Below are 21118 nucleotides of genomic sequence, written 5' to 3'. Positions count from 1 at the left end.
CTCTGATCGTGCGCTTTCGGGTACCATCGGCTGGTCTGGAGGGCTGACCGAGCGGCCGAAGGTGGCGGTCTTGAAAACCGCTGTGTCAGCAATGGCACCGGGGGTTCGAATCCCTCGCCCTCCGCCACAGCGAAGTCCCGGGGAGTGCGCCGTGGCGCCCCGGGACTCGTCGAGGGTTCGGGGCGTCCGACGAATCTCGCGAGAATCGACCTCTCTCGTGTCGAGAGTCGACCTGATGGACGAATCTCGCAGGGAGGGGGAGGGGCGGTGGGCTTGTCCGGGGTCAACCTGCGCCTCACTTCTCTCGCCATGCCCCTTCGCTTCTCAGCCCTCGGCCGGGTGGATCATCGTGTGCGTGAGACCGCTTGGTGCCACACCTGTATCATCCGGGGATGGTGATGACATTGCGGTTTTCCGAGGACGGCGAGCAGTTGCTGGCCGCTCTGGTTGCATCTGAGGGCGTCAGCCAACAGGAAGCGACCATTCGCGCGATCCACGAGGTCGTCCGACTGCACGGACACGCCCAGGCGGTCTCCGCGTCATCCGGGAGAGCCAAGTCGCGTTACGCCGAACTGATGGAGCGACTCGGCAAGTGACCGACTTCCCCGCGAGGCGGCCAGCGGAGCTGGCCGCAGGGGCGACTTCTTCGGCTCGGATTTCCCGACAGGGCCTGCCTCGGTTACTCTGGTCCGGTACTGGAGACGTCGCATAGTCCGGTCGAGTGCGCCTCCCTGCTAAGGAGGTAGGGGTGCCAAGCCCCTCGCGGGTTCAAATCCCGCCGTCTCCGCGCTGAGTTGTCCCAGGACATCCCTCGAAGATGTCCTGGGACTTCGGCGTTCACCGGCATCGGCCCGTGAGTGGCAGGCGCAGGGCAAGCAGGTGCCCGGGTGTGCCCCGCCTCGCCCTCGAAACGAGGGCAGAACAGGGTGGAGACGTGTCCGCGGCCGCGCCCTCGTCGGACGAGGGCAGCGGCTGAATGACCCGGCGAACCCCCGAGCCCGCCCCGCCCTCGTCCCCGAAGAGTCGGGCCAAAGCTCAGAAGGTCGAGGTGTCGATGACGTAGCGGTAGCGAACCTTCGAATCGACCACCCGGTTGTATGCCTCTGTGATCTCCTCGCCGCTGATCACCTCGACCTGCGGGGCGATGCCGTGCGCCGCGCAGAAGTCCAGCATCTCCTGGGTCTCGGCGATGCCGCCGATCATCGAGCCCGCGGCGGCGCGATTGCCGCGCAGCAGGGGCATCAGGGGGATCAGCGGCTGCTTCTCCGGCAGGCCGACGTCGACGAAGGCGCCCATGGGGCGCAACAGGTCGATGAGCGAGCCGTAGTCCAGGTTGTCCGCGCCCACCGTGCACAAGATGATGTCGAAGCCGGCGGGCAGGTCGGCGTAGGGCTCCGCCTCACTGGTCGCGTAGAACTCGGTGGCTCCGAAGCGCTTCGCGTCCTCCTCCTTCGACCTCCCGTGGCTGATGACCGCGACCTCGGCGCCCAATGCGGCGGCGATCTGCACACCCATGTGCCCCAGGCCCCCCATGCCCACCACGGCCACGCGCTTGCCCGGACCCGCGCCCCAGCGCTTGAGCGGCGAGTACGTCGTGATGCCCGCGCACAGCAGCGGCGCGGCGGCCTCGAAGGGGATCTCGTCGGGGATGCGGCACGCGAAGTCCTCCGACACGGTGAAGCCCTGCGCATAGCCGCCGGCGGTCGGGTTGCCGTCGGCGTCGTCGCCGTAGGTCCACAGGGTTCCGGACAGGCCCGCGGGGTCGCCCTCGCAGAACTGTTCGAGGTCGGCCCGGCACATCTGGCATGTGCCGCACGAGTTCACCATGCAGCCCACGCCGACCTTGTCGCCGACCTCGTACTTCGTCACGCCCTGGCCGACCTTCGCGACGATGCCGGCGATCTCGTGGCCGGGGATCAGGGGGTACTTCGCCGGCCCCCATTCGCCGCGGGCCGTATGGATGTCGGAGTGGCAGATCCCGGCGTACTTGACCTCGAAGTGGATCTCGCCGGGGCCGGGTTCGCGCAGCGAGATGCGCGTCCTGTGGAAGGTGGTGCGGGTGTCGTCGCAGGCGTAGGCAAGAACCTCGGGCATGGTGGCCTCCGTTGGTCTGGGGTGTGGCCGCGTCGGTGCGGCTGCATCAATTGTCTGCCTTTCGGTTGATTTTGTCGTGGCCTCTCGACCCCTCCCGTGAGCATCGTCCGTCGTTCCGCGGGATTCGTCCGTCATCGACGAGGGCGGGGCCGCCTGCCGGAATGGCTGGCACGAGGGCGGGCAGTCTCTGGTGGATCACGCGCGAGGTCGAGGCCGCTTCGTTGAGACGCTCGCGCTCGGTCGGACCGGCCTCGGAGCAGCGGACGGGGTTGGGACAGTTGGAGAGGCATATTCGCCCGTTGGATGCGCTGGTGTCCCCTGCAGGCGGGCACATGCGGGCCCAGTGAGTCATCGTGAAGGTCTTCGAATGTCCGCCAAGTACTTCCCTCATGGGGTCTGCGGATGGTTTACTGCGGTTGCAGTTCGCGTCACATCGTCTCGTTGTCCCTGCCATGCCGCTCATGCGTGTGCATGTCATGGGGATGGCATTGGCACAAGAGGTTCTGATGATTGATCCGATGACCACTGCCGATGTTCGCTTCGACTTCTTGGCGGCCTCGGATTTGGCGGCGAAGTGTCGGGCGGCGCGGTCGCGTGTTGACGAGCTGCACGGAGCTCGCGTGGGGTGGGTGTTCGAGGCTTCGCAGGATTTCTCGGGCTATTTCTCTCGCCTCTTCGCAGACAACTCGGCGTCCGAAGGTGTCGATGCGACGAATCTGTGCGCGTGTCTGGAGGATGTGGCCGCGAAGGTGGACCGACTCGTCGAACTCGCGCGTGCGGAGAATGCGGCGCGTCAGCGGGCACGGGAGTGGCAGGCTCGCCGGGATCAGATGTGGGAGATCCAACGAGGCTGGAACGACTTTTGGGACATCGATCAACGACCTGTGGGAACGAACGGCCAGGCGCCCTCGTTGGAGGTGAGCGCCCCGGCGATGCTGGCGCGCCAGACGCCGTCGTCGGGTACGAACTCGGAAAGCGGGACGTCGTCGGCGCGCCCGGAGAACTTGCGCAGACTCGCGACCAACTACGGTGGCGCAGACGATGAACTGGGTTCGGTCATCGCGGGCCTGCGGGCTGCCGAGGCGGCGTTCGTCGCGGGGTGTGAATGGGGGAGCCTGTCGGCAGGGTCGGTGTGGACCGGTTTCGACTCGTACATTGCGGCGAACCGTGCCGATGCTCAGTGGGCCAATGTGATCGCTTCGGCCTTCGAGGCCGCTGGTGGTTCCGGCGTCGTGTCGACTCTGTCGGATGCGACGTTGATGGCGGCGTTGGCGGCTGCGGGGGTTTCCCTGTCTCGCCTGGGAGTCAACATGGTTCCCGCTCAGATGCAGGGCGTTGCGCCCTCGTCGGGTTTCGTTGATGATCCGGTCAATGCGGCCACCGGCAACTTCATCGAGCCGGAAACCGACCTGGAGCTCCAGGGCGGTGGTGTCGGGCTGGCGTGGCGCAGGATGTACAACTCGATGTCGACTGCGATCGGCGCATTCGGTCCGGGCTGGTGCAGTGTTGTGGATTCGCGCATCGAGATCGAGCAGGCCGGCGAAACCGATGCTGGCGGTGAAGTCGGTGAGGCTCGGTGGTGGATGCCGGATGGTCGGCTCGTGCGCTTTCCTCGCGAGGGCCAGGGGTGGGGGCGTTCGCTGGGCGACTCGTTCTGGATTTCTCGCACGTCACCCAATGCCGGGGATTTCGTTGTCTGCGACGCTGAGGGCGGACGGTGGACCTATGACGATTCGGGGCGTTTGCGCTCTTTGAGCCGAGGCCCTGGGACCACGGTGTTTTGCGAGTGGGACGGTGACGTTGCGTCGAGCCTCGTACATGAACGTGGTCGCCACCTCGACATCACGTGGGATGACGAGGCGTCACGGATCGTGGAGGTGTCAGGGTGCGGTCGTCGCGTGGTGTACTCCTACGACGAGGGCGGGCGCCTGGTCGAGGTCCGTGGTGGCGATGGTGGCGCCAGGCGGTACGACTGGGATGACGCCGGCAGCGTCATCTGGCGGATCGTGGACGCCGATGGTGTCGTCGAGGTGGAGAACACCTATGACGAGGCCGGTCGCGTGTGTACCCAGCGTTCTCCCGCTGGGCGTCTGTCGCGCTACACGTACATTCCAGGTGGTGTGACGGAGGTGTCGGATTCGGACGGGTCGCGCGCGAACACGTGGATCAACGACGACTTCGGTCGTCTCATCGGAGTTGTGGACGCCGACGGTGGCTCCCAGCGTCTGGCGTACGACCGATGGGGGCGTCGTGTCATGTCCCAAGACAGGTCAGGGTCCGTGACGGTCAGCGAATACGACTCACGTGGGCGCATGGTCGCCTCGCTGGACCCGGCGGGCGTGCGCACGACAATGTCCTGGGATGAGTTGGATCGACTCACCGAAGTGGTCGTGTCGTATCCAGCACCTGCGGGTCATGAAGGTGTTCCTGCCGCGCGGCCGACATCGACAGCCCGCACGCGGTTCTCCTACGAGGGCGAGTGCCGTGATCCCAGCCTCATCATCGATCCCGTCGGCGGGCGCACAACCATGGTGTGGGAGAACGGATTGCTGCGTTCGGTCACGGACCCTGTGGGCGTGTCCTTGACGTATGAGTACAACCGCTTCGGCGATCTCATAGGGATCGTCAATGCGCAGGGCGGGCGAGCCTCGTTCGACTATGACCAGGCAGGCCGTCCGGTGACGTTCACGACCCCTGGAGGCTCCCTCACCCGGTATGTGTACGACGAGGCCGGCCGCGTGGTTTCACGTGTCGACCCTGATGGCGCGGTATGGGCTTGGGAGTTCAGCCCCGCGGGGCGCCTGACCGCGACCATTGACCCTTATGGGGCCAGGTCGAGCGTCGAATACGGGCCGTCGGGCCTGGAGGCCTCCTCAACGGACCCGTTGGGTCGCGTCATCTCTTCAACGTGGGACGACCTCGGCAACCTCGCACAGGTGAGGCTGCCCGACGGGCGGACCTAGGCCTTCTCGCACGATCCGCTCTCACGCCTGCGCGAGGTCGTCTCACCCAGCGGGGCGGCCTGGTCGACGGATTATGACGCCTTGGGCAGACCCACTTCCATGAGCGATCCGACTGGTGCGACCACCCAATTCTCATGGGGCCAAGGCGCATCCATGATCGACGACGAGGGCGTGGCGGGGATCGTTTCCGATGCCTTGGGCAGGCCTGTCCGCGTCCATGACGCCTCCGGGGACCAGGTGGTGGTGCGCGACCTGGCGGGCCGCATCGTCGAAGCCATCGATGTCGACGGGGCCCTGACGCGGATCGAACGTGACGCAGCAGGGCGCCCGGTCCGCATCGAGCGGGACGGGGAGGCGGTGACGATCACTTACGACGCCCTGGGACGCCGAGAGCGCGTCGAGGGGCCTGCGGGAGCGGTGGAGTACACCTATGACGCAGACCATCGGCTGGTGTCCGAACGCGGCCCTGCGGGCGAGATCCGCTACGAGTGGGACGCATGCTCACGCCTGACGCGCATCAGTGCGCCTGGAACGTCGCCGACCACCTACTCCTACGATCTGGCCGGCCGTCTCACTGCGATGCGGGACGCAGCGTGGGGCAAGCGGCGTTTCGCCTACGATGCGGCGGGTCAACTCACCTCCATCACGAATGCCTTGGGGGGAACCACGCTCTTCACCTACGACCAGTGCGCCCGCCCTGTGTCGGAAACCAACCCTGTGGGCGGGGTGACTCGGCGTGAGTACACGTCCGACGATCGTGTCTCTGCTGTCACGGACCCGTTGGGGCGCACGTGGCGGGCTGGGTATGACGCCGCAGGCCGCCCGCTGTTCACCGAATCCCCCGACGGGATGCGTGTCAACGCCTCCTCAGTGTCGTCAGCACGCAACCGGGGCGCGGGCGAACACAGCCGCGAAGACGCTTCCGATCGCCTCATGTACGTGCGGGACGAGGCCGGGAGACTCTCCCACATCGAGGGCGGAACCTTCGGGATCGTGTCGTATGAGTACATCGATTCCTCGACCCGGATGATCGCCGAAGGCCTGACTCAGGAGTGGGTTTCCGACGGCTTGGGCCGCGTCACCTCCTATCGGGTCGACACCCCAGACGGTTCGTCTGAGACCGTCATTTCCTATGACGAGGACGGGCGCCCGGCGCGCATCAGTGTGGACGGGGACGCCACCACGTATTCCTACGACGAGACCGGTCAGCTCGCCAGCGTGGACACTCACGCGGGGCGGACCTGCTACGCGTGGGATCAGGCCGGCAGACTCACCTCCATCACCCGGACCGACGAAACGGGTTCCACCTGTGAGTCATTCACATACGATGCGGCGGGTCAACTGCTCAGTCGCACCTGCCCCGCCGGTGTCACAGTCTTCGCCTACGACCAGGCCGGTCGGCGAACCCGCGAAAAAGGACCTGATGGCGCCCTCGCCTACCAGTGGACCCCCACCGGTCGACTCGCCTCAATCCGCTGCGCGGCGGCCACCGTTGACATGACCTGGGACGAGGACGGCCGCCCTGCCACCATCAATGGCCTGGCCGTCACCACAGACCGGGCAGGCGCCCTCACAAGGATCGGCGACACTCCGATCACGGTCCTGCCGGGCGCCCCCGCCCTCGGCACTCGACTCATCCCCCACGGGCCACGCCTTGCCCGCCACACCACCCCCGCCAACCCGTGGGCATCGCCGGCCCACCCGTTGGTAGAGGGCGTTGGCGTGGATGTGAACGGCAGCATCCATGTGGGCGCTCTCGAGATCATGGGCCGGCGCGTCTACGACCCTGCGACCTGTCAGTTCCTGTCCACAGACCCGTTGGAGCATGTGCCGACAGCACCTTGGGCATCCACCCCCTACTCGTACGCCGCCAACAATCCCCTGGCCTTCACCGACCCCACCGGCCTGAAGCCCATCACCGATGCTGACCTGGCCGCATACAACCAAGCCAACTCCGGTCTCGGTGCCCAAGCCTTGAACTGGGTGGGAAACAACTGGGAGTACCTACTCGCAGGAACCGCCATTGTCGTCGGTGTCGCCCTGATGTGCACAGGCATTGGCGGACCCGTGGGACTGGCGCTCCTGGCGGGTGGCGGCGCGCTGATCGGCGGTGGAGTCTCGGTGGCCTCGCAGAAGTACACCTCCGGAACCGTCGACCGGAGGGGTCTCAGCACTGGCCGGCGGAGGCGCTGGAGCCGTTGTCGCGCGCAGGTTCGCCACCAGCGCGGCGACCGCCGGCGCAGAAGCGGCGGGAGGCACGGCCAAGGCGGCAACCCCCTTCCTGCGCACCGCCCTCGGGCGAACCACAATGGGAGCAACCATCGGATTCACCGACGGCTCCGTATCGGGAGCCACTGGCTACATGCTTGAGCCGGGGCCGCACACCCCGGCCGGACTGGCCCATGCCACCTTCGTCAATGGCGGAATCGGAATGGCGACAGGCGGCGTCGTTGCCTCCCAACCCAAATGGATCTCATGGGAGCACATGACGAACTTCAGATGGGGCATCTACCGTGGATACTATCTTCACGAGCCGACCACGCTGTACCGAGCAGGAACAACCGGCTTCCGCAAGGACTTCGGGAGGTACTGGTCTGTGGACAAGCCTGTCAGTGTGTATCAAGTACGCCATGAGAAGGCGGTTCTCCCGTATTGGATGAAAAGGGTTGATGGGCAATTGAAGGTGGGGAGTGCTAGTGTTCTTGACACTTGGTACGCCGCTGAATTCAGGCCCGGCACGCCTGTCTATGAAGGAATTGTGGCGCCGCAAACGAGTGGGCGAGGTGTGACGTACCCCGGAGGGACGGGACAGGTTCATATACCCGATTCTTCGGACCATGGTGTGATCATCGGGCAAGGAGACCTGCCATGGCGTTGATGCGCAGTTACTCTGCCAAAGAGTTGTCGGACTCAATGTTTTACATTGTTGAACGCATCCGAATGGCGCGCTGGTTTGGTCAAGCCTTTGATGTCCGTGACTCGGCGCGCAAGTTGCGATCGGAAATGACTGCGAAGGAATTGCGAGCCTTTGCTACAAATCTGGATGCTCACCTTGGGGAAGGGCACTACGCGCTCGAAGACTTCTACGAAGTTGATGATGAAGGGCAATATGATCCAAAGCTCACAAGTGTGTTCCGTGCCCATCTTCGCTACGTTCGCGGATTTGCCCGTCGTGCCAAGCGTCCTTGGTCGCGCTTCACGGTGAAGCTGGTCCCCTGAATGGTTGGAATGATGACCGACAGGAGTGGTGGTGTTGATGGTGAGGTTGCGCAACGGGGGGGCGGATTTGACATTCGAGAGTCGTCAACTCGTTTGTCTGGTTCATGCTGTGGACGCAATGGGGCTCCTCTTCGACCGCCATTTCTCTCGATTGTGGAAAGGTGAGGACTTGGGTGATGATGCTTCGATACATGTATCATGTTGCAACTCTTCGGCAAGAGCTCGAGTTCGTCTCGTTCCACCTCAAGAAGCATCTTGAACATCGTCGCCAATCAGATCGTCTGGAGAGTGTCGTCAACAGTCTGGTGGTGCCCGTCGATTCGAAGTCTCTTCGTCGGATAGGCAGAGAAATTCACGCCGCATTGGGGTGGGGGTACTCGAGTGTCGACCAGGTCTACATCACTCGCAACAATGGGCAGATCGACCATGCGGCAAGTGACGCCTATCAGGAGTATGTTGAGGATATCGCGCGGTTCGCTCGTCTAGCCAAGCGTCCCTGGTCAAGGTTGACAGTGAGGCTCGTGCCGTGACTCTACCGGAAGGAAGAGATGGTGACTGGCGCTGCTACTGCGTCCCTTGCAGGGGGTGTGGAAGGGATTGCTTCGCGTGAGTGCTGCAAGGATTCCGGGAGAGCGCTTGTGGGCTGGGGGCGCTACCGGCCTGGTGGTCATCGTGGCGCTTGTCATCCCTCCTGCGCTCCATGGATCCACGTCGTTGTCGGGCTTCCTGCTGATGATCGTCATACAGCTGACGGCGTTCTTTCTTCTGCTTGGAATGTCGCCCTTGTGGTCCATCGTCCCGGTTTTGGTGATCGAACTCTTCGGATATTCCATTGTCGACGGGCTCGTCGTGCCTTCAAGCCGCCTGCTGTGGACATTTGCTGGCCTTGTGCTACTGATCATTTGGTCGGGTGCGCTCAATGATGCCCGAATGGAGTTCGTGGAACAAGAATGGCGTGGCTACAAGAGCTCAGGCGAGGCAGGCCGATGCCCGAGGCTGGCCTTCTATCTGCCTGGAATCGTTCTGGGAACCGCCTGCGTGGTCATCCATGGGGGCGTGACGCCATTCCTCGGTGGTGCCGAGCTCAGCGTGATCGGCGCGAGTGCTGGCCTTGGGGGCGCCATCGGGATCGTGATTGCGCTGGTCACACGCTCCTACCGACTCTTCCCCTCGTTACTCGTGCCGGTTCTGGTCGCCGCAGTTCTCCAGAGATATGGCATGGAAGCTGCCACACTTGTGTCCTCGTCCTGGTTGGCGAGCTACATCATCGCCTGCATTGCGAAGGACCCGACGACCTACGCCGAGATGACCAGAGGGCAGCGAAGTGCCGGTGGGAGAACTGGCGATCAGGAAGGAACGGCGGTGGTGGGAGCGGGCGTGTCATCGTCTTCGAATGGCGACATGAGCCGGGCAGGGCACCGCGTCGAGTCGTCCACCGCCGTGAAGGGCCTGCCCGCGCAACTGAGTCTTGGCGACCTCGTGGTGTCGATGAGCGAGGTTGCTCCCAAGGGTGTGTTTGCAAGGTGGCAGCGGCCACGCAGGCGGGTCACGTTTCGACTCGGAGCGCATGAGGCGTACTTCGAAGCGAGCGAGGTCCTGGAGGCCATGCAGCACCCCAGCATCATCGAGGCATGTGCGGGCAGCCCCGAGAGGATCTGCTTCCTGTTCGATCCGACACTCGTCGAGGTCGACTCGTTCGTCGGTGAGGCCATCGAAGGCATGATCTTCCCCGAGGACGCTCTGGTCTTCTTCGGCGAGTCGTCACCGCTGCGAACAATCACCGCATCCGAGCGTGCCCGCATCGGTGCCTGGTTACGGAGCGAGTCGACTGGCGGAACCAGTGACACTTGGAAGGACGTGAAACGCGCATGATGCCAACATCTTCCGAGCCTGAGCGCGAGCAAGAGCAGTGGATCGAGATTCGATCGCTCACATGCAAGAATCATGCGCATCCGCCACTGTGGAAGCGCATCTGTTGTCCGGATGATGCTTTCAAGCCCGAAAGGCACTTCCAGATCAAGGTCTTCGCGCTCGAGGATGGTCAACTGGTGGGCAAAGTCCACCTTGATGACGCGATGTGGTTCCTGACGGATTACAACTCGCTTTCGCAAAAGAGGGTCAAGGCCCTCATCGGGAACCTTCGCGGAACCGAGTGGAGGCAGGAAGACCTTCACTCGAACTGTCAGGCGAGTGACTGGACGCGCGTTGAAGAGTCGATCGGCTACTCCAGCCCCTACATGTCACTGCTCGCCAAAGCCGACGAGCTGGGCATCGACCGCAAGATGTTCTGCTTCGGAGATCCTCAGCGATTGTGTCAACACATCATCACCTACCGGCCAAGCGTCTGGGCGAGAAACCGCCCGTGGCTAGTCGCGTTCCATGATGATCGTGCGATCCTGTCACCCGAAAAACGGTTCGCTGACGAGGCGTCGGCGTGTGATTATCTTCTGCAACAACTGAGTGTTATGGTCGAAGTGCAAAAGCGGGCCTCGCGAAGGCCGTGAACCGGTGAGTTCGGAATCGGCGCGTACGGATCCAGATGTAGTTGATGAACAGGGGAGCCTGCCATGGTGTTGAGGAGAACCTACTCCGTCAAGGAACTGTCGGCGTCGATGAATTACGTTTCCGAACGTCTCAGGGAGGCGAAGTGGTACGGGCAAGCCTTCGGTATTCGGGACGCCAGTCGAGAAATCCGAGTTGACATGAGGTTGGCGGAACTCTGCGCCTTTGCCTCAAGCTTGGATGGGCGTCTGGGATGGTTCCACATTGCGCTTGAAGCCTTCTACGAAGTCAACGGTGACGGAGAATATGATCCAGCGCTGACCAACGTGTTCCAGACTCACATTCGATTTCTCCGCTCGTTTGCTCACCGGGCCAAGTGGCCCTGGTCGCGACTCACTGTGAAGTTGGTGCCCTGAAGCAGCCCCTCCGGACGCCACGAGGTCGCTCGCCGCCTTCCTGGCAGGGCAGGTCCAGCCGGAGGCAGGTCCAACTAGTGGGACAAGCGGGAAGGCGCTTGCAGAAATCTTGCAGAAACTACTTCCGGACTCGTACGGTTGTCCCACCCCTCGACGCCGAGGACGAACACGTCGACGAAGGAGTTCTCGTGAGCGCATCCCGCCACAGGTGCACGACCCCTCGAACAGTTGCCCGACTGAAGGCCCAACTGGCCTCCGTACCCGCCTTGGCGCTGGTCCTCACCGGCATGCACGGCGCAGCCACCGCGCCGAGCGCCCAAGCCGCGCCCGCAGCCCCGCCCTCGTCAGTGACCTTGGCAGGCGACCTGCAGACCGAACTCGGCTGTCCCGAGGACTTTGCACCCGCCTGCACCGCCACCGCCATGACCGACCCGGACGGCGACGGCGTCTACACCTTCAGCGCCGAAGTGCCCGCTGGCACGTGGAAGTTCAAGGCAGCCTTGAACGGCACATGGGACACCTCCTACGGAGTCGACGGCAAAGACGCCGTCATCACCCTGGCGGCTCCGGCGCCTGTGACCTTCTCCTTCGACTCGGTCGCAACGAAGGTCTCAGTCACCTCCACCGCGCTCAAGGCCGGAGCCGACCAAGCCGACGACGCCCTCGTCGCCGCACCGGCACGCGCCAAGGCCAACGAGGTCCACTACTTCGTCCTGACCGACCGCTTCGCCAACGGGGACACCTCCAACGACAGCGGCGGCCTCGCCGGAGACCGCCTGACCACCGGCTTCGACCCCACCGACAAGGCCTTCTACCACGGCGGTGACATCCAAGGCATCATCGACAAACTCGACTACATCCAGGGCATGGGCGCCACCTCCCTGTGGCTGACCCCCAGCTTCGCCAACCGCGCCGTCCAGGGCAGCGGTGCAGACGCCTCGGCCGGCTACCACGGCTACTGGGTCACCGACTTCACCCGCATCGACGCGCACCTGGGCGGCAACGAAGCGCTGGCAAAACTGCGCGACGCCCTGCACGCGCGCGGCATGAAACTCTACCTGGACATCATCGTCAACCACACGGCCGACCTCATCTCCTACGAAGAAGGCCGACAGACCTACGTCGACACCGCCACCAAGCCCTACCTGGACGAGGCCGGCAATGCGGTCGACATCTCCGCCCTGGCCAACACCGACGCCTTCCCGACCATCGCCAAGAGCGCCTACACGCCCAAGCGCGCCCAAGGCGACACCGTGGTACCCGAAGTCCTCAACGACGTGCGGCTGTACCACAACCGCGGTGACTCCACGTGGGAGGGCGAATCCGTCACCCAAGGTGACTTCGTGGGCCTGGACGACCTCATGACCGAGAGCCCCGTCGTCGAGAAGGCCTTCGAGGACGTCTACAAGACGTGGGCGGACTTCGGCGTGGACGGCTTCCGCATCGACACGGTCAAGCACGTCAACAAGGAGTTCTGGGTCAAGTGGACCCAAGGGGTGGCCGCACACGCCCGCCAGAGCAACCCCGCCTTCTTCATGTTCGGCGAGGTCTACGACGCTGACGCCGCCAAACTCAGCCCCTACGTGCGTGACACCGACATGGACGCCACCTTGGACTTCAGCTTCCAGGCGGCAGCCCTGGGCTACGCCAAGGGGTACACGGCCAAGGGCCTGGCCGCCCTGTACGAGGCCGACGACATGTACACCACGGCGACCTCATCGGCCTCGGCACTGCCCACCTTCCTGGGAAACCACGACATGGGACGCATCGGCCACCTGCTGGCCGGCGGCTCGGGCTCGGCCGAGACCCTCAAACGCGACCAGCTGGCGCACTCGCTGATGTTCCTCACGCGCGGCCAGCCGATCGTCTACTACGGCGACGAACAGGGATTCGTCGGCCAGGCGCCCGGCAATGACAAGGACGCTCGTCAGGACATGTTCGCCACGCAGGTGGCTGAGGTCCAGGGCCAGCCACTGGTCGACGGGTCCGCCTTCGGCACCGGCGACCACTTCGACACCGCCAGCCCCATGTACACGCATGTGCACGACCTGGCCGCCCTGCGCGCCGCCCACCCGGCCCTGTCCACCGGCGCCCAAGTGCAATTGCACGCCGAGGACGGCCCCGGCGTCTACGCCTTCTCCCGCATCGATCGCGCCGACAAGATCGAACACCTCGTCGCCCTCAACAATTCCGCCGAAGCCCGCACGGTCACCCTCACCACGCTGACGCCCGGCGCCACCTACGCGCCCCTGTACGGCACCGACGCCCCCGTCACCGCCGGCGCCGACGGCTCGGTGAGTCTGCAGGTCCCGGCCATGGGCGCCCTCGTCCTCAAGGCGGACAAGACGGTCGCCCCCGTCGACGGCGGCCCGAAGGTGACCCTGGACGTGGCCGACGGCGCGGGTCTGACCGGCTCCTCGGCGCCCATCCGCGCCACCGTGACCGCACACCGCTGGGCGGAAACCTCCATCGCCTACCGCCCCCTGGGCTCCACCGAGTGGACGCCGCTGGGCACCGCCGAGGACGACACCCCTCGCGTCTTCGCCGACCTGTCGGGTCTGGCCGAAGGCACTCTTGTCGAGGTCCGGGCCGTCACCGTGGACGCCTCCGGCGCCAAGGCCGCCGACTCGGCACTGGTGGTCGCCGGCAATGACCTGTCCGGCAATGACAAGGCCACGCCGCCGCCCACCGACGGAGCCATGGTCACCGTGCCCGGCAGCCACAACTCCGCCATGGGGTGCAGCGGCGACTGGAAGCCCGAGTGCCCCCAGGCTGCCCTGACGAAGGACCCCGAGTCCGGCATCTACACCGGCACCTTCGACCTGCCCGCGGGCTCGTGGAACTACAAGGTGGCCATCGGCGGCACGTGGGACGAGAACTACGGCAAGGACGGTGTGTTCAAGGGCGCCGACATCCCCTACACGACCACCGCCCCCGGCAAGGTGACCTTCTTCTACGACCCGGTCAGCCACCGCGTGTGGAACACCACCGATGGGCCCGTCATCACCATCCCCGGCTCGCACCAGGCGGCCCTGGGCTGCACCTCGGGCGCGAACGGCGGCAACTGGGAGCCGGCATGTCTGGCGACACTCATGCATCCCATGGGTGACGGCACGTGGGTCTTCGAGACCGACAAGCTGCCAGAGGGCTCCTACGAAGGCAAGGTCGCCCACGACCGCTCGTGGGGCGAGAACTACGGCAAGGACGGCGTGAAGGACGGGGCGAACATCCCCTTCGCCACCAAGTCCGGCGCGAATGTGAAGTTCACGTACACGCTGGCCACCCATGTGCTGGTCATCGAGGCCGCCGAGAAGCCGCTGGGGGGCGTGGGCCAGCAGGCCGCCCACTGGCTGGACGCCACGACCCTGGCGTGGCCGACGAACCTGCTGCCCGCCGGCGTCACACGCGACTCCGTCCTGGCAGGCAACTCCGGCCTGGTCTTCTCCCTGGTCACCTCCGACGAGGGCGGGGCCGCCGTGTCCGAAGGGAAGGTCGTGGGAGGGGCCGCCCACCCGCTGCGGGTGACCGGCGCCCTGAGTGATGCGCTGGTCAAGGCACACCCGAACCTCAAGGACCACATCGCCCTGTCGCTGACCGACGCGGCCGGCAAACCTGTGTTCGACGCGCAGACCCTGAGCGACGTGCTGACCGGTCAGGTGGCCCTCCTCCAGGCCGACTCGGCCGGAGTGCCCAGCGCCTTCACCGGCGTCCAGCTGGCCGGGGTGCTCGACTCCGTGTACGCCCAGGCCGCCCGCGCCGCAGACCTGGGCGTCACGTGGGGGCGGACCACGCCCTCGTTCGCCCTGTGGGCACCCACCGCCAAGTCCGTCACGCTGCTCACCTGGAACACGGGGGTCGAGACGGGCTCGACCGCCCAGGCCGGTGGGGACGCCGTGCGCACCCCCGCCGTCAGGGGCGAGGACGGGCGTTGGGTCGTCGCCAACGAGGACGGGGCCGTGACCGCCGGCGCCCAGTACCTGTGGGAGGTCAAGGTCTACGTGCCCTCGACCGGCAAGGTCGAGACCAACGTCGTCACCGACCCGTACTCGGTGGCGCTGACCACCGACTCGACCCGCTCCGTGGCCGTCGACCTGTCGAACCCGGAGCTGGCCCCCGCCACCTGGTCCGACACGGCCGCGCCAAAGGTTCGCAATGACGCCTCGCGGGCCATCTACGAGCTGCATGTGCGTGACTTCTCCATCAAGGACCAGTCGGTGCCCGAGGAGATGCGCGGCACCTACAAGGCGTTCACTCAGAGCGAGTCGGCTGGCATGAAGCACCTGAAGGAGCTGGCTGCGGCAGGCATCGACACCATTCACCTGCTGCCGACCTTCGACATCGCCACCATTGCCGAGCGCCGCGCCGACCAGAAGGTTCCGCAGATCCCGTCGGACGCCGGGCCGGCGTCGAAGGAGCAGCAGGCGGCAGTCAGCGCCGTGGCCGACCAGGACGGATTCAACTGGGGTTATGACCCCTACCACTGGATGGCGCCGGAAGGCTCCTACGCCACCGACGGCCACCAGGACGGTGGTGCGCGTGTGGCCGAGTTCCGTGAGATGGTCGGCGCCCTGCACGCCACCGGGCTGCAGGTGGTCCTGGACGAGGTCTACAACCACACGGCTGCCCACGGTCAGGACCCGAAGTCGGTGCTGGACCGCGTCGTGCCCGGCTACTATCAGCGCCTGGACGACAAGGGCAACGTGGCGAACTCGACCTGCTGCTCGAATGTGGCGACCGAGCACGCCATGGCCGAAGAGCTCATGATCGACTCCCTGGTCACATGGGCCAAGCAGTACAAGGTCGACGGCTTCCGCTTCGACCTCATGGGCCACCACTCGCGCGAGACCATGGAGCGCGCTCGCGCCGCCCTGGACACGCTGACCCTGGACAAGGACGGTGTGGACGGCTCTGCCCTGTACCTGTACGGGGAGGGGTGGAACTTCGGCGAGGTCGCCAACAACGCCCTGTTCGTCCAGGCCACACAAGGGCAGTTGGACGGCACCGGCATCGGCGCCTTCAACGACCGTCTGCGCGACGCCACCCACGGTGGCGGCCCCTTCGACGCGGACCACCGTGTGCTCCAGGGCTTCGGTTCGGGCCTGGTGACCGACCCCAATGGTCTGGACACGCGTCCCGACTCGGAGAAGCTGGCCGACCTGCTGCATCGCACCGACTTGGTGCGGCTGGGCCTTGCGGGAAATCTCAAGGACTACACGCTGATCGCGGCCGACGGAAAGCCGACTGCCGGCAAGGACCTTGCCTACAACGACGCGGGTGCCGGCTACGCATCGCAGCCGCAGGAGTCGGTGAACTACGTCGACGCCCACGACAATGAGACGCTCTTCGACCTGCTCACCTTCAAGTTGCCGGTGGCCACGCCGATGGATGCGCGCATCCGCATGAACACGGTGTCGTTGGCAACGGTGGCGCTGGGCCAGTCGCCCTCGTTCTGGGCCTCCGGCACGGAGATGCTGCGTTCGAAGTCGATGGACCGCGATTCGTACAACTCCGGCGACCACTTCAACGCCATTGACTGGACCGGCCAGGACAATGGCTTCGGTCACGGCCTCCCTGTGGAGTCGAAGAACGGCGAGAAGTGGCCGATCATTGCGCCGCTGTTGGAGAACTCGGCCCTGAAGCCCTCTCCCGCGGAGATCGCCACCGCCAACGCGCAGGCCCTGGACCTGCTGCGTCTGCGCAAGTCGACGCCCCTGTTCACCCTGGGGTCGGCCGCACTGGTCAAGGAGAAGGTCTCCTTCCCGAACTCCGGGCCCAATGCGGTGCCGGGCCTGCTGGTCATGCTGGTCGATGACAAGCCTGCGGCCGCGCAGGTGACGCGCCCGGCATCCGCCGCCGCAGGGCAGGGGCCAGTGCGCGCCGCCGGGATCGAGAACATCGACGTGGACACTTCGCTCGATGGTGTGCTCACGGTGTTCAACGCCTCGGCCAAGCCGATCACGGCCGTCATCGACGGGCAGGCGGGGCGTGACTGGGTGCTGCACGAGGTTCAGGCCAATGGTTCCGACGAGGTCGTCAAGACGACCACGTGGGACAAGGCAAGTGGCACCGTGACGGTTCCGGCGCGCTCGGTGGCGGTCCTGGTGGACAAGGCCGACCGGACCAAGCCGTCCGATCCGTCCAAGCCTTCGGATCCCTCGAAGCCGTCTGATCCGTCCAAGCCCGCCGACCCCTCCAAGCCGGTTGATCCCTCGAAGCCGACTGACCCCTCGCAGCCGGCCAACCCGGCGCAACCGGGCTCTGGGCAAGGCGGCAAGGGCGGCAGCGGAACCTCCCTGCCTGTCACCGGCGGACAGGCGGCAATGCTGGCAGGACTGGCTGCGCTGGCGGTGATCGGCGGCGGGTTGCTGATCGGCAGTGTGCGCCGCAGGCGATCGTGACGCGTGGTGAACCATCGCCTGTCGCGTGAGTGAGGACGACCGCCGGCCCCGGAACTCGGGGTCGGCGGTCCGTCTTTCGAGACCTCACGGCCCCGCTCGGGCCGCGTGAGGTTCCAAACCCACCTCGACCGGCTCAGCCAGCTCGGTGGCAGCGCAACCCATCTACGGGGGTGCATTCATTTCGCACACAATGCTGGTGGCCCAGAGCACAGAAGATGCTGGAACAGGCGGGAATTTGCCATTTTCTCCCGCCACAACTGGTTGTGGTGGCGCACATTGTGTGCGAGATGGTGGGCAGGCGGGCCTGGAGACCGCCCGTCGCCTGCGACCCGACTCTGGTCCTGGAGGGCTGCACGTGATGCTGCTCTCAGGGATGGTCAATCGGTGCGCCGCTGCCCGGTCCCTCCCACCTGCACATTCGCCGACAACCGTGTGATCTGCGACACGCCGTTGCGAGACACGTGCACATGCTGTCGATCCCAGAAGTTATACAAAGTGGTCAAAGCTTGATAACGTCAAGGATGTTGACAGGGTCATCTCCCGGTCGGGCCAACCTCGACTCCGGTGATCCCCAGGAACACCGAGGGCAGCCGCCACCTCACTTCGAGCTCTGTGGCGTACGCGCTTTGGTGGAGACATGGAAGTGGGTTGGTCAGTACATGCGGATGATCAGGGCGACGAACACGCTGTACATCGTGCTGCTGATGGTGTGGGCGATTCTCTTCGGATTCACGATCCCTTGGCTGCTGTCCGCATACGCGGAGAACAGAGCGCCCCTCGAAGGATTCAAGGCCTTTGCGATTCCTGCACTGGTCGTCTTCAATGCCTTGTTCATCTCGTACTTCTGGCTGAACGGCCTCAAGGACATCGTCTACGTGACCTTCTACTACCTGGGCCACCGGCGCCTCGAAGAGAAGTTCGACGGGCCGCAGGTGTGGCGCTCCGGCGAGCGCGTCCTGCTGGTCTACTGCACGGCCAACGACTTCAACGCCGAGAGTTTGGACCTGTCCATGCGCCAGGACTACGCGAACTTCCGCACGGTCATCCTGGACGACTCCAAGGACCCGGAATTCATGCGCCAGGTCGACGAGTTCGCATGGAGCCGCGGCATCCCGGTGGTGCGCCGCGAGGGGCGTGAAGGTTTCAAGGCCGGCAACATCAACAACTTCCTGTGGGGGCGCACCGACTACGACTACTTCGTCCTGCTGGACAGCGACGAGATCATCCCGCCCGACTTCATCACCAAGGCCCTGCGCTACTTCCGCTCCTACAAGAACCTCGGCATCCTGCAGGCCACACACGTGGCCTCCCGCAACCGCAACAGCTTCATGAAGACGCTGTCCGTGGGCGTCGATTCGCACTGGCCCACCTACCAGCTGGTGAAGGGGCGCTTCGGGTTCCTGTCTCTGCTGGGTCACGGCGCGATGATCAGCCGCGAGTGCTACCAGGCAGCGGGCGGATTCCCGCACGTGGTGGCCGAAGACCTGTGCTTCAGCCTGGAGGCCCGTATGAAGGGCTACCGGGTCTCCTTCGCCCACGACATCATCTGCGAAGAGGAATACCCCGTCGACTACCTCGCCTTCAAGAAGCGCCACTCGAAGTGGACGCAAGGCAACATGGAGTTCATCAAGCAGTACACGAAGAGGATTCTCACTTCACCCCTCAGGTGGTACGAGAAGCTCGACATCATCCTGTTCACGTACAACTTGCCGTTGACGGTGTTCTTCTCGCTGTACCTGATCATGAACGTCGTGGTCTTCCCGGCCCTGGGCTACGACCTGCACTATCCCGCGTGGCTGCTGGTGCCCACGATCATGTTCCTCGTGGCGCCGATGCTCAATGACATCATCTGGCACACGCGTTCACTCGGATTCCTTGGACTGCTCAAGTACCTGCTCTCGGCAGTGCTGCTGTACGGGTCCATGTTCTACGTGAGCCTTGAGTCGTCCTTCCTGTCCCTGTTCGGCAAGAAGGCGGTCTTCCTGGTCACCCCGAAGGACACGCGTCGGATCGGCTTCCTGGAGTCGCTGCGCTTCAACGTCAAGGAGCTGCTGTTCGGAATCGTCCTGTCGACGATCTCCTGGGTGATGATGGGTTCGGTGCTGCCCGTCCTCTTGTTGGTGGTCCCTGCGATGCTCTCGCCTTTGATGACGATGTACTCCAACTACGGGACGGAAGAGGAGGAGCCGCCTGCGAGCGGCCCGACCGGCTTCCCCGGCAGCCACAACCTGGAGGCCTTCGCGCCTCCCGAGCCGGCCGTGCGCGACCCCTTCCTGCTTCCGGCGCACTGACAGCAGGCGGGTGCTGGTCGACGCCAAGCCCCTGTCCCTCCTTCCCACCCTCCCTCACCGCGAGATTCGTCCATCCCTTGGTGAGATTCGTCCGTCACCTGTCCCTCCGGCGGACAGGACGAGGGTGGGGGTCGAGCGGACAGTGGGAGCCCGGCCGGGACGAGGGCCAGCGGCGCCACGAGGACGAGGGCGCGGTGGGCTCGTCCATGAAGAGCCCACCCCCGAACGCCCTCGTCCCCGCCCGTGACTTCAGCCCCACTGGGCGCTGTCGGGATCGACCCCCTGTGCGCGCGCATTCGCGTTGATGATGTCGACCAGCCAAGCCGCCAGGCCTGCGGCGCGCTTGTCGTAGTGCGCGGCGAATCGCGTGTCCGCCACGTATCCGCGAGCGATGCAGACCTGCCGTTCCAGACTTGTGTCGAACCACTGGTCGATGGATGCGCGATGTCTCTCCGCCAGTGCATTCGCCTCGGCTGAACCCGGTTGGACGCCCGCCATCATTGCCGAAGCAAGGTCTGTCTCAAGCCGTTCGGCCTCGTCCTTGACCCGCGTCCAGTCCTCACGGGACATGCGTGCCTGTCGCTCGCGACTCTGCGCCCAAGCCGCGGTGTCACCCCAGCGCTGTTCAGCCTCGTCGTGGTACTTCTCCCAGTTGGACCATTCAGCGCCCAGCAACTCCGCCCTCTCGGCGTTCGTCAGTTCATTGCCCATGTCGTGTCTCTCCATCATCGTGTCCACTGCGCGGACCATCCGCTGCAGATGGGCGATCCGATCCAGCAGAGCCTGGCGCTGCAGCTCCAGATGCGTGCGCGCATCAGCCCCGGGGGAGTCGAGGACCTCGGCGATGTCGGCCAGCGCCATCCCAGTCTCGCGGTAGACCAGGACCTGCTGGACCCGCGCAACATCGGCGTCCTCGTAGACCCGATAGCCCGACCATGTGCGTGACGAAGGCGAGGCAAGCCCGATCTGGTCCCAGTGGTGCAGGGTCCGCACACTCACTCCCACGAGGGCGGCGACCTGACCGACGGTCAGGCCGTCTCCCTGGATGTCCGAGGGGGTGTGGGTGGTGACGGGCATGTGGGTCATGCTCCAAGGATCTCCCATGTGATCCAGCCTCGGGCCTCACGTCGCGTGAGGGTCAACAGGGAGAATGCGGCAGTTGAGGGCGGGCGTCCGGCAGGTCGACTCTTGGCGTGGGATTCGTCCGTCTCTCCGCGAGATTCGTCCATGATTCC

Annotated in this window: 12 protein-coding genes, 2 tRNA genes and 3 pseudogenes; 14 read left to right on the top strand and 3 right to left on the bottom strand. The window is 65.0% G+C overall.

Annotated features, from left to right (window positions below; all coding sequences use genetic code 11):
• Positions 1-37: 37 nt before the first annotated feature.
• From I6B53_RS10270 to I6B53_RS10260, 3 genes are all read left to right on the top strand, one after another.
• Positions 38-127, top strand: a tRNA-Ser gene (locus I6B53_RS10270).
• Positions 128-398: 271 nt separating this feature from the next.
• Positions 399-596, top strand: coding sequence for a CopG family transcriptional regulator (locus I6B53_RS10265; RefSeq protein ID WP_253953871.1), 198 nt, complete (start codon positions 399-401; stop codon positions 594-596).
• Between the two features lie 101 nt (positions 597-697).
• A tRNA-Ser gene (locus I6B53_RS10260) sits at positions 698-787 on the top strand.
• Between the two features lie 248 nt (positions 788-1035).
• Here I6B53_RS10260 and I6B53_RS10255 read toward each other — a convergent pair.
• Positions 1036-2094, bottom strand: coding sequence for an NAD(P)-dependent alcohol dehydrogenase (locus I6B53_RS10255; RefSeq protein ID WP_216764120.1), 1059 nt, complete (start codon positions 2092-2094; stop codon positions 1036-1038).
• Positions 2095-2612: 518 nt separating this feature from the next.
• Here I6B53_RS10255 and I6B53_RS10250 point away from each other — a divergent pair.
• The 11 genes and pseudogenes from I6B53_RS10250 (at position 2613) to I6B53_RS10210 (ending at position 19883) form a co-directional block, all read left to right on the top strand.
• On the top strand, positions 2613-5057 hold the full coding sequence (locus I6B53_RS10250) for a DUF6531 domain-containing protein (protein WP_216764119.1): 2445 nt from the start codon (positions 2613-2615) through the stop codon (positions 5055-5057).
• Between the two features lie 21 nt (positions 5058-5078).
• Positions 5079-5177 (top strand): annotated as a pseudogene (locus I6B53_RS11245) (RHS repeat domain-containing protein); the annotation flags it as partial.
• Complete coding sequence (locus I6B53_RS10245; protein WP_216764118.1) at positions 5157-7427, top strand: RHS repeat-associated core domain-containing protein; 2271 nt, start codon at positions 5157-5159, stop codon at positions 7425-7427. The pseudogene I6B53_RS11245 and the gene I6B53_RS10245, both read left to right, overlap by 21 nt.
• Before the next feature lie 498 nt (positions 7428-7925).
• Complete coding sequence (locus I6B53_RS10240; protein ID WP_216764117.1) at positions 7926-8276, top strand: hypothetical protein; 351 nt, start codon at positions 7926-7928, stop codon at positions 8274-8276.
• A gap of 176 nt (positions 8277-8452) precedes the next feature.
• On the top strand, positions 8453-8806 hold the full coding sequence (locus I6B53_RS10235; protein ID WP_216764116.1) for a hypothetical protein: 354 nt from the start codon (positions 8453-8455) through the stop codon (positions 8804-8806).
• A gap of 76 nt (positions 8807-8882) precedes the next feature.
• Positions 8883-10148: a hypothetical protein gene (locus I6B53_RS10230; RefSeq protein ID WP_216764115.1), complete on the top strand. Its 1266-nt coding sequence runs from the start codon at positions 8883-8885 to the stop codon at positions 10146-10148.
• Positions 10145-10780 carry a hypothetical protein gene (locus I6B53_RS10225; protein ID WP_216764114.1) on the top strand — a complete coding sequence of 212 codons (636 nt, stop codon included), beginning with the start codon at positions 10145-10147 and terminating at the stop codon, positions 10778-10780. Before I6B53_RS10230 ends, I6B53_RS10225 begins: the two co-directional genes overlap by 4 nt.
• A gap of 63 nt (positions 10781-10843) precedes the next feature.
• Positions 10844-11194, top strand: a complete 351-nt coding sequence (locus I6B53_RS10220; protein WP_216764113.1) for a hypothetical protein — start codon at positions 10844-10846, stop codon at positions 11192-11194.
• 287 nt (positions 11195-11481) lie between these two features.
• A pseudogene (locus tag I6B53_RS11175) lies at positions 11482-13083 on the top strand (alpha-amylase family glycosyl hydrolase); the annotation flags it as partial.
• A 669-nt stretch (positions 13084-13752) separates the two neighbouring features.
• Positions 13753-17292 (top strand): annotated as a pseudogene (gene pulA, locus I6B53_RS11170) (pullulanase-type alpha-1,6-glucosidase); the annotation flags it as partial.
• A 965-nt stretch (positions 17293-18257) separates the two neighbouring features.
• Positions 18258-19883 carry a glycosyltransferase family 2 protein gene (locus I6B53_RS10210; RefSeq protein WP_216764111.1) on the top strand — a complete coding sequence of 542 codons (1626 nt, stop codon included), beginning with the start codon at positions 18258-18260 and terminating at the stop codon, positions 19881-19883.
• Between the two features lie 249 nt (positions 19884-20132).
• On the opposite strand, the gene I6B53_RS10205 is transcribed toward I6B53_RS10210, so the two are convergent.
• Positions 20133-20969 (bottom strand): MerR family transcriptional regulator, encoded by an 837-nt coding sequence (locus I6B53_RS10205; RefSeq protein WP_253953870.1) that lies wholly within the window; start codon positions 20967-20969, stop codon positions 20133-20135.
• A complete protein-coding gene (locus I6B53_RS10200; protein WP_216764110.1) occupies positions 20966-21112 on the bottom strand; it encodes a hypothetical protein in 147 nt (48 codons plus the stop codon). Before I6B53_RS10200 ends, I6B53_RS10205 begins: the two co-directional genes overlap by 4 nt.
• Between the last annotated feature and the right edge of the window lie 6 nt (positions 21113-21118).

The sequence above is a fragment of the Schaalia sp. 19OD2882 genome (assembly GCF_018986735.1).
GTDB lineage: Bacteria > Actinomycetota > Actinomycetes > Actinomycetales > Actinomycetaceae > Pauljensenia.
Note: the sequence above shows the minus strand (reverse complement) of the source record. Positions and strands in the feature narration are given on the sequence as shown.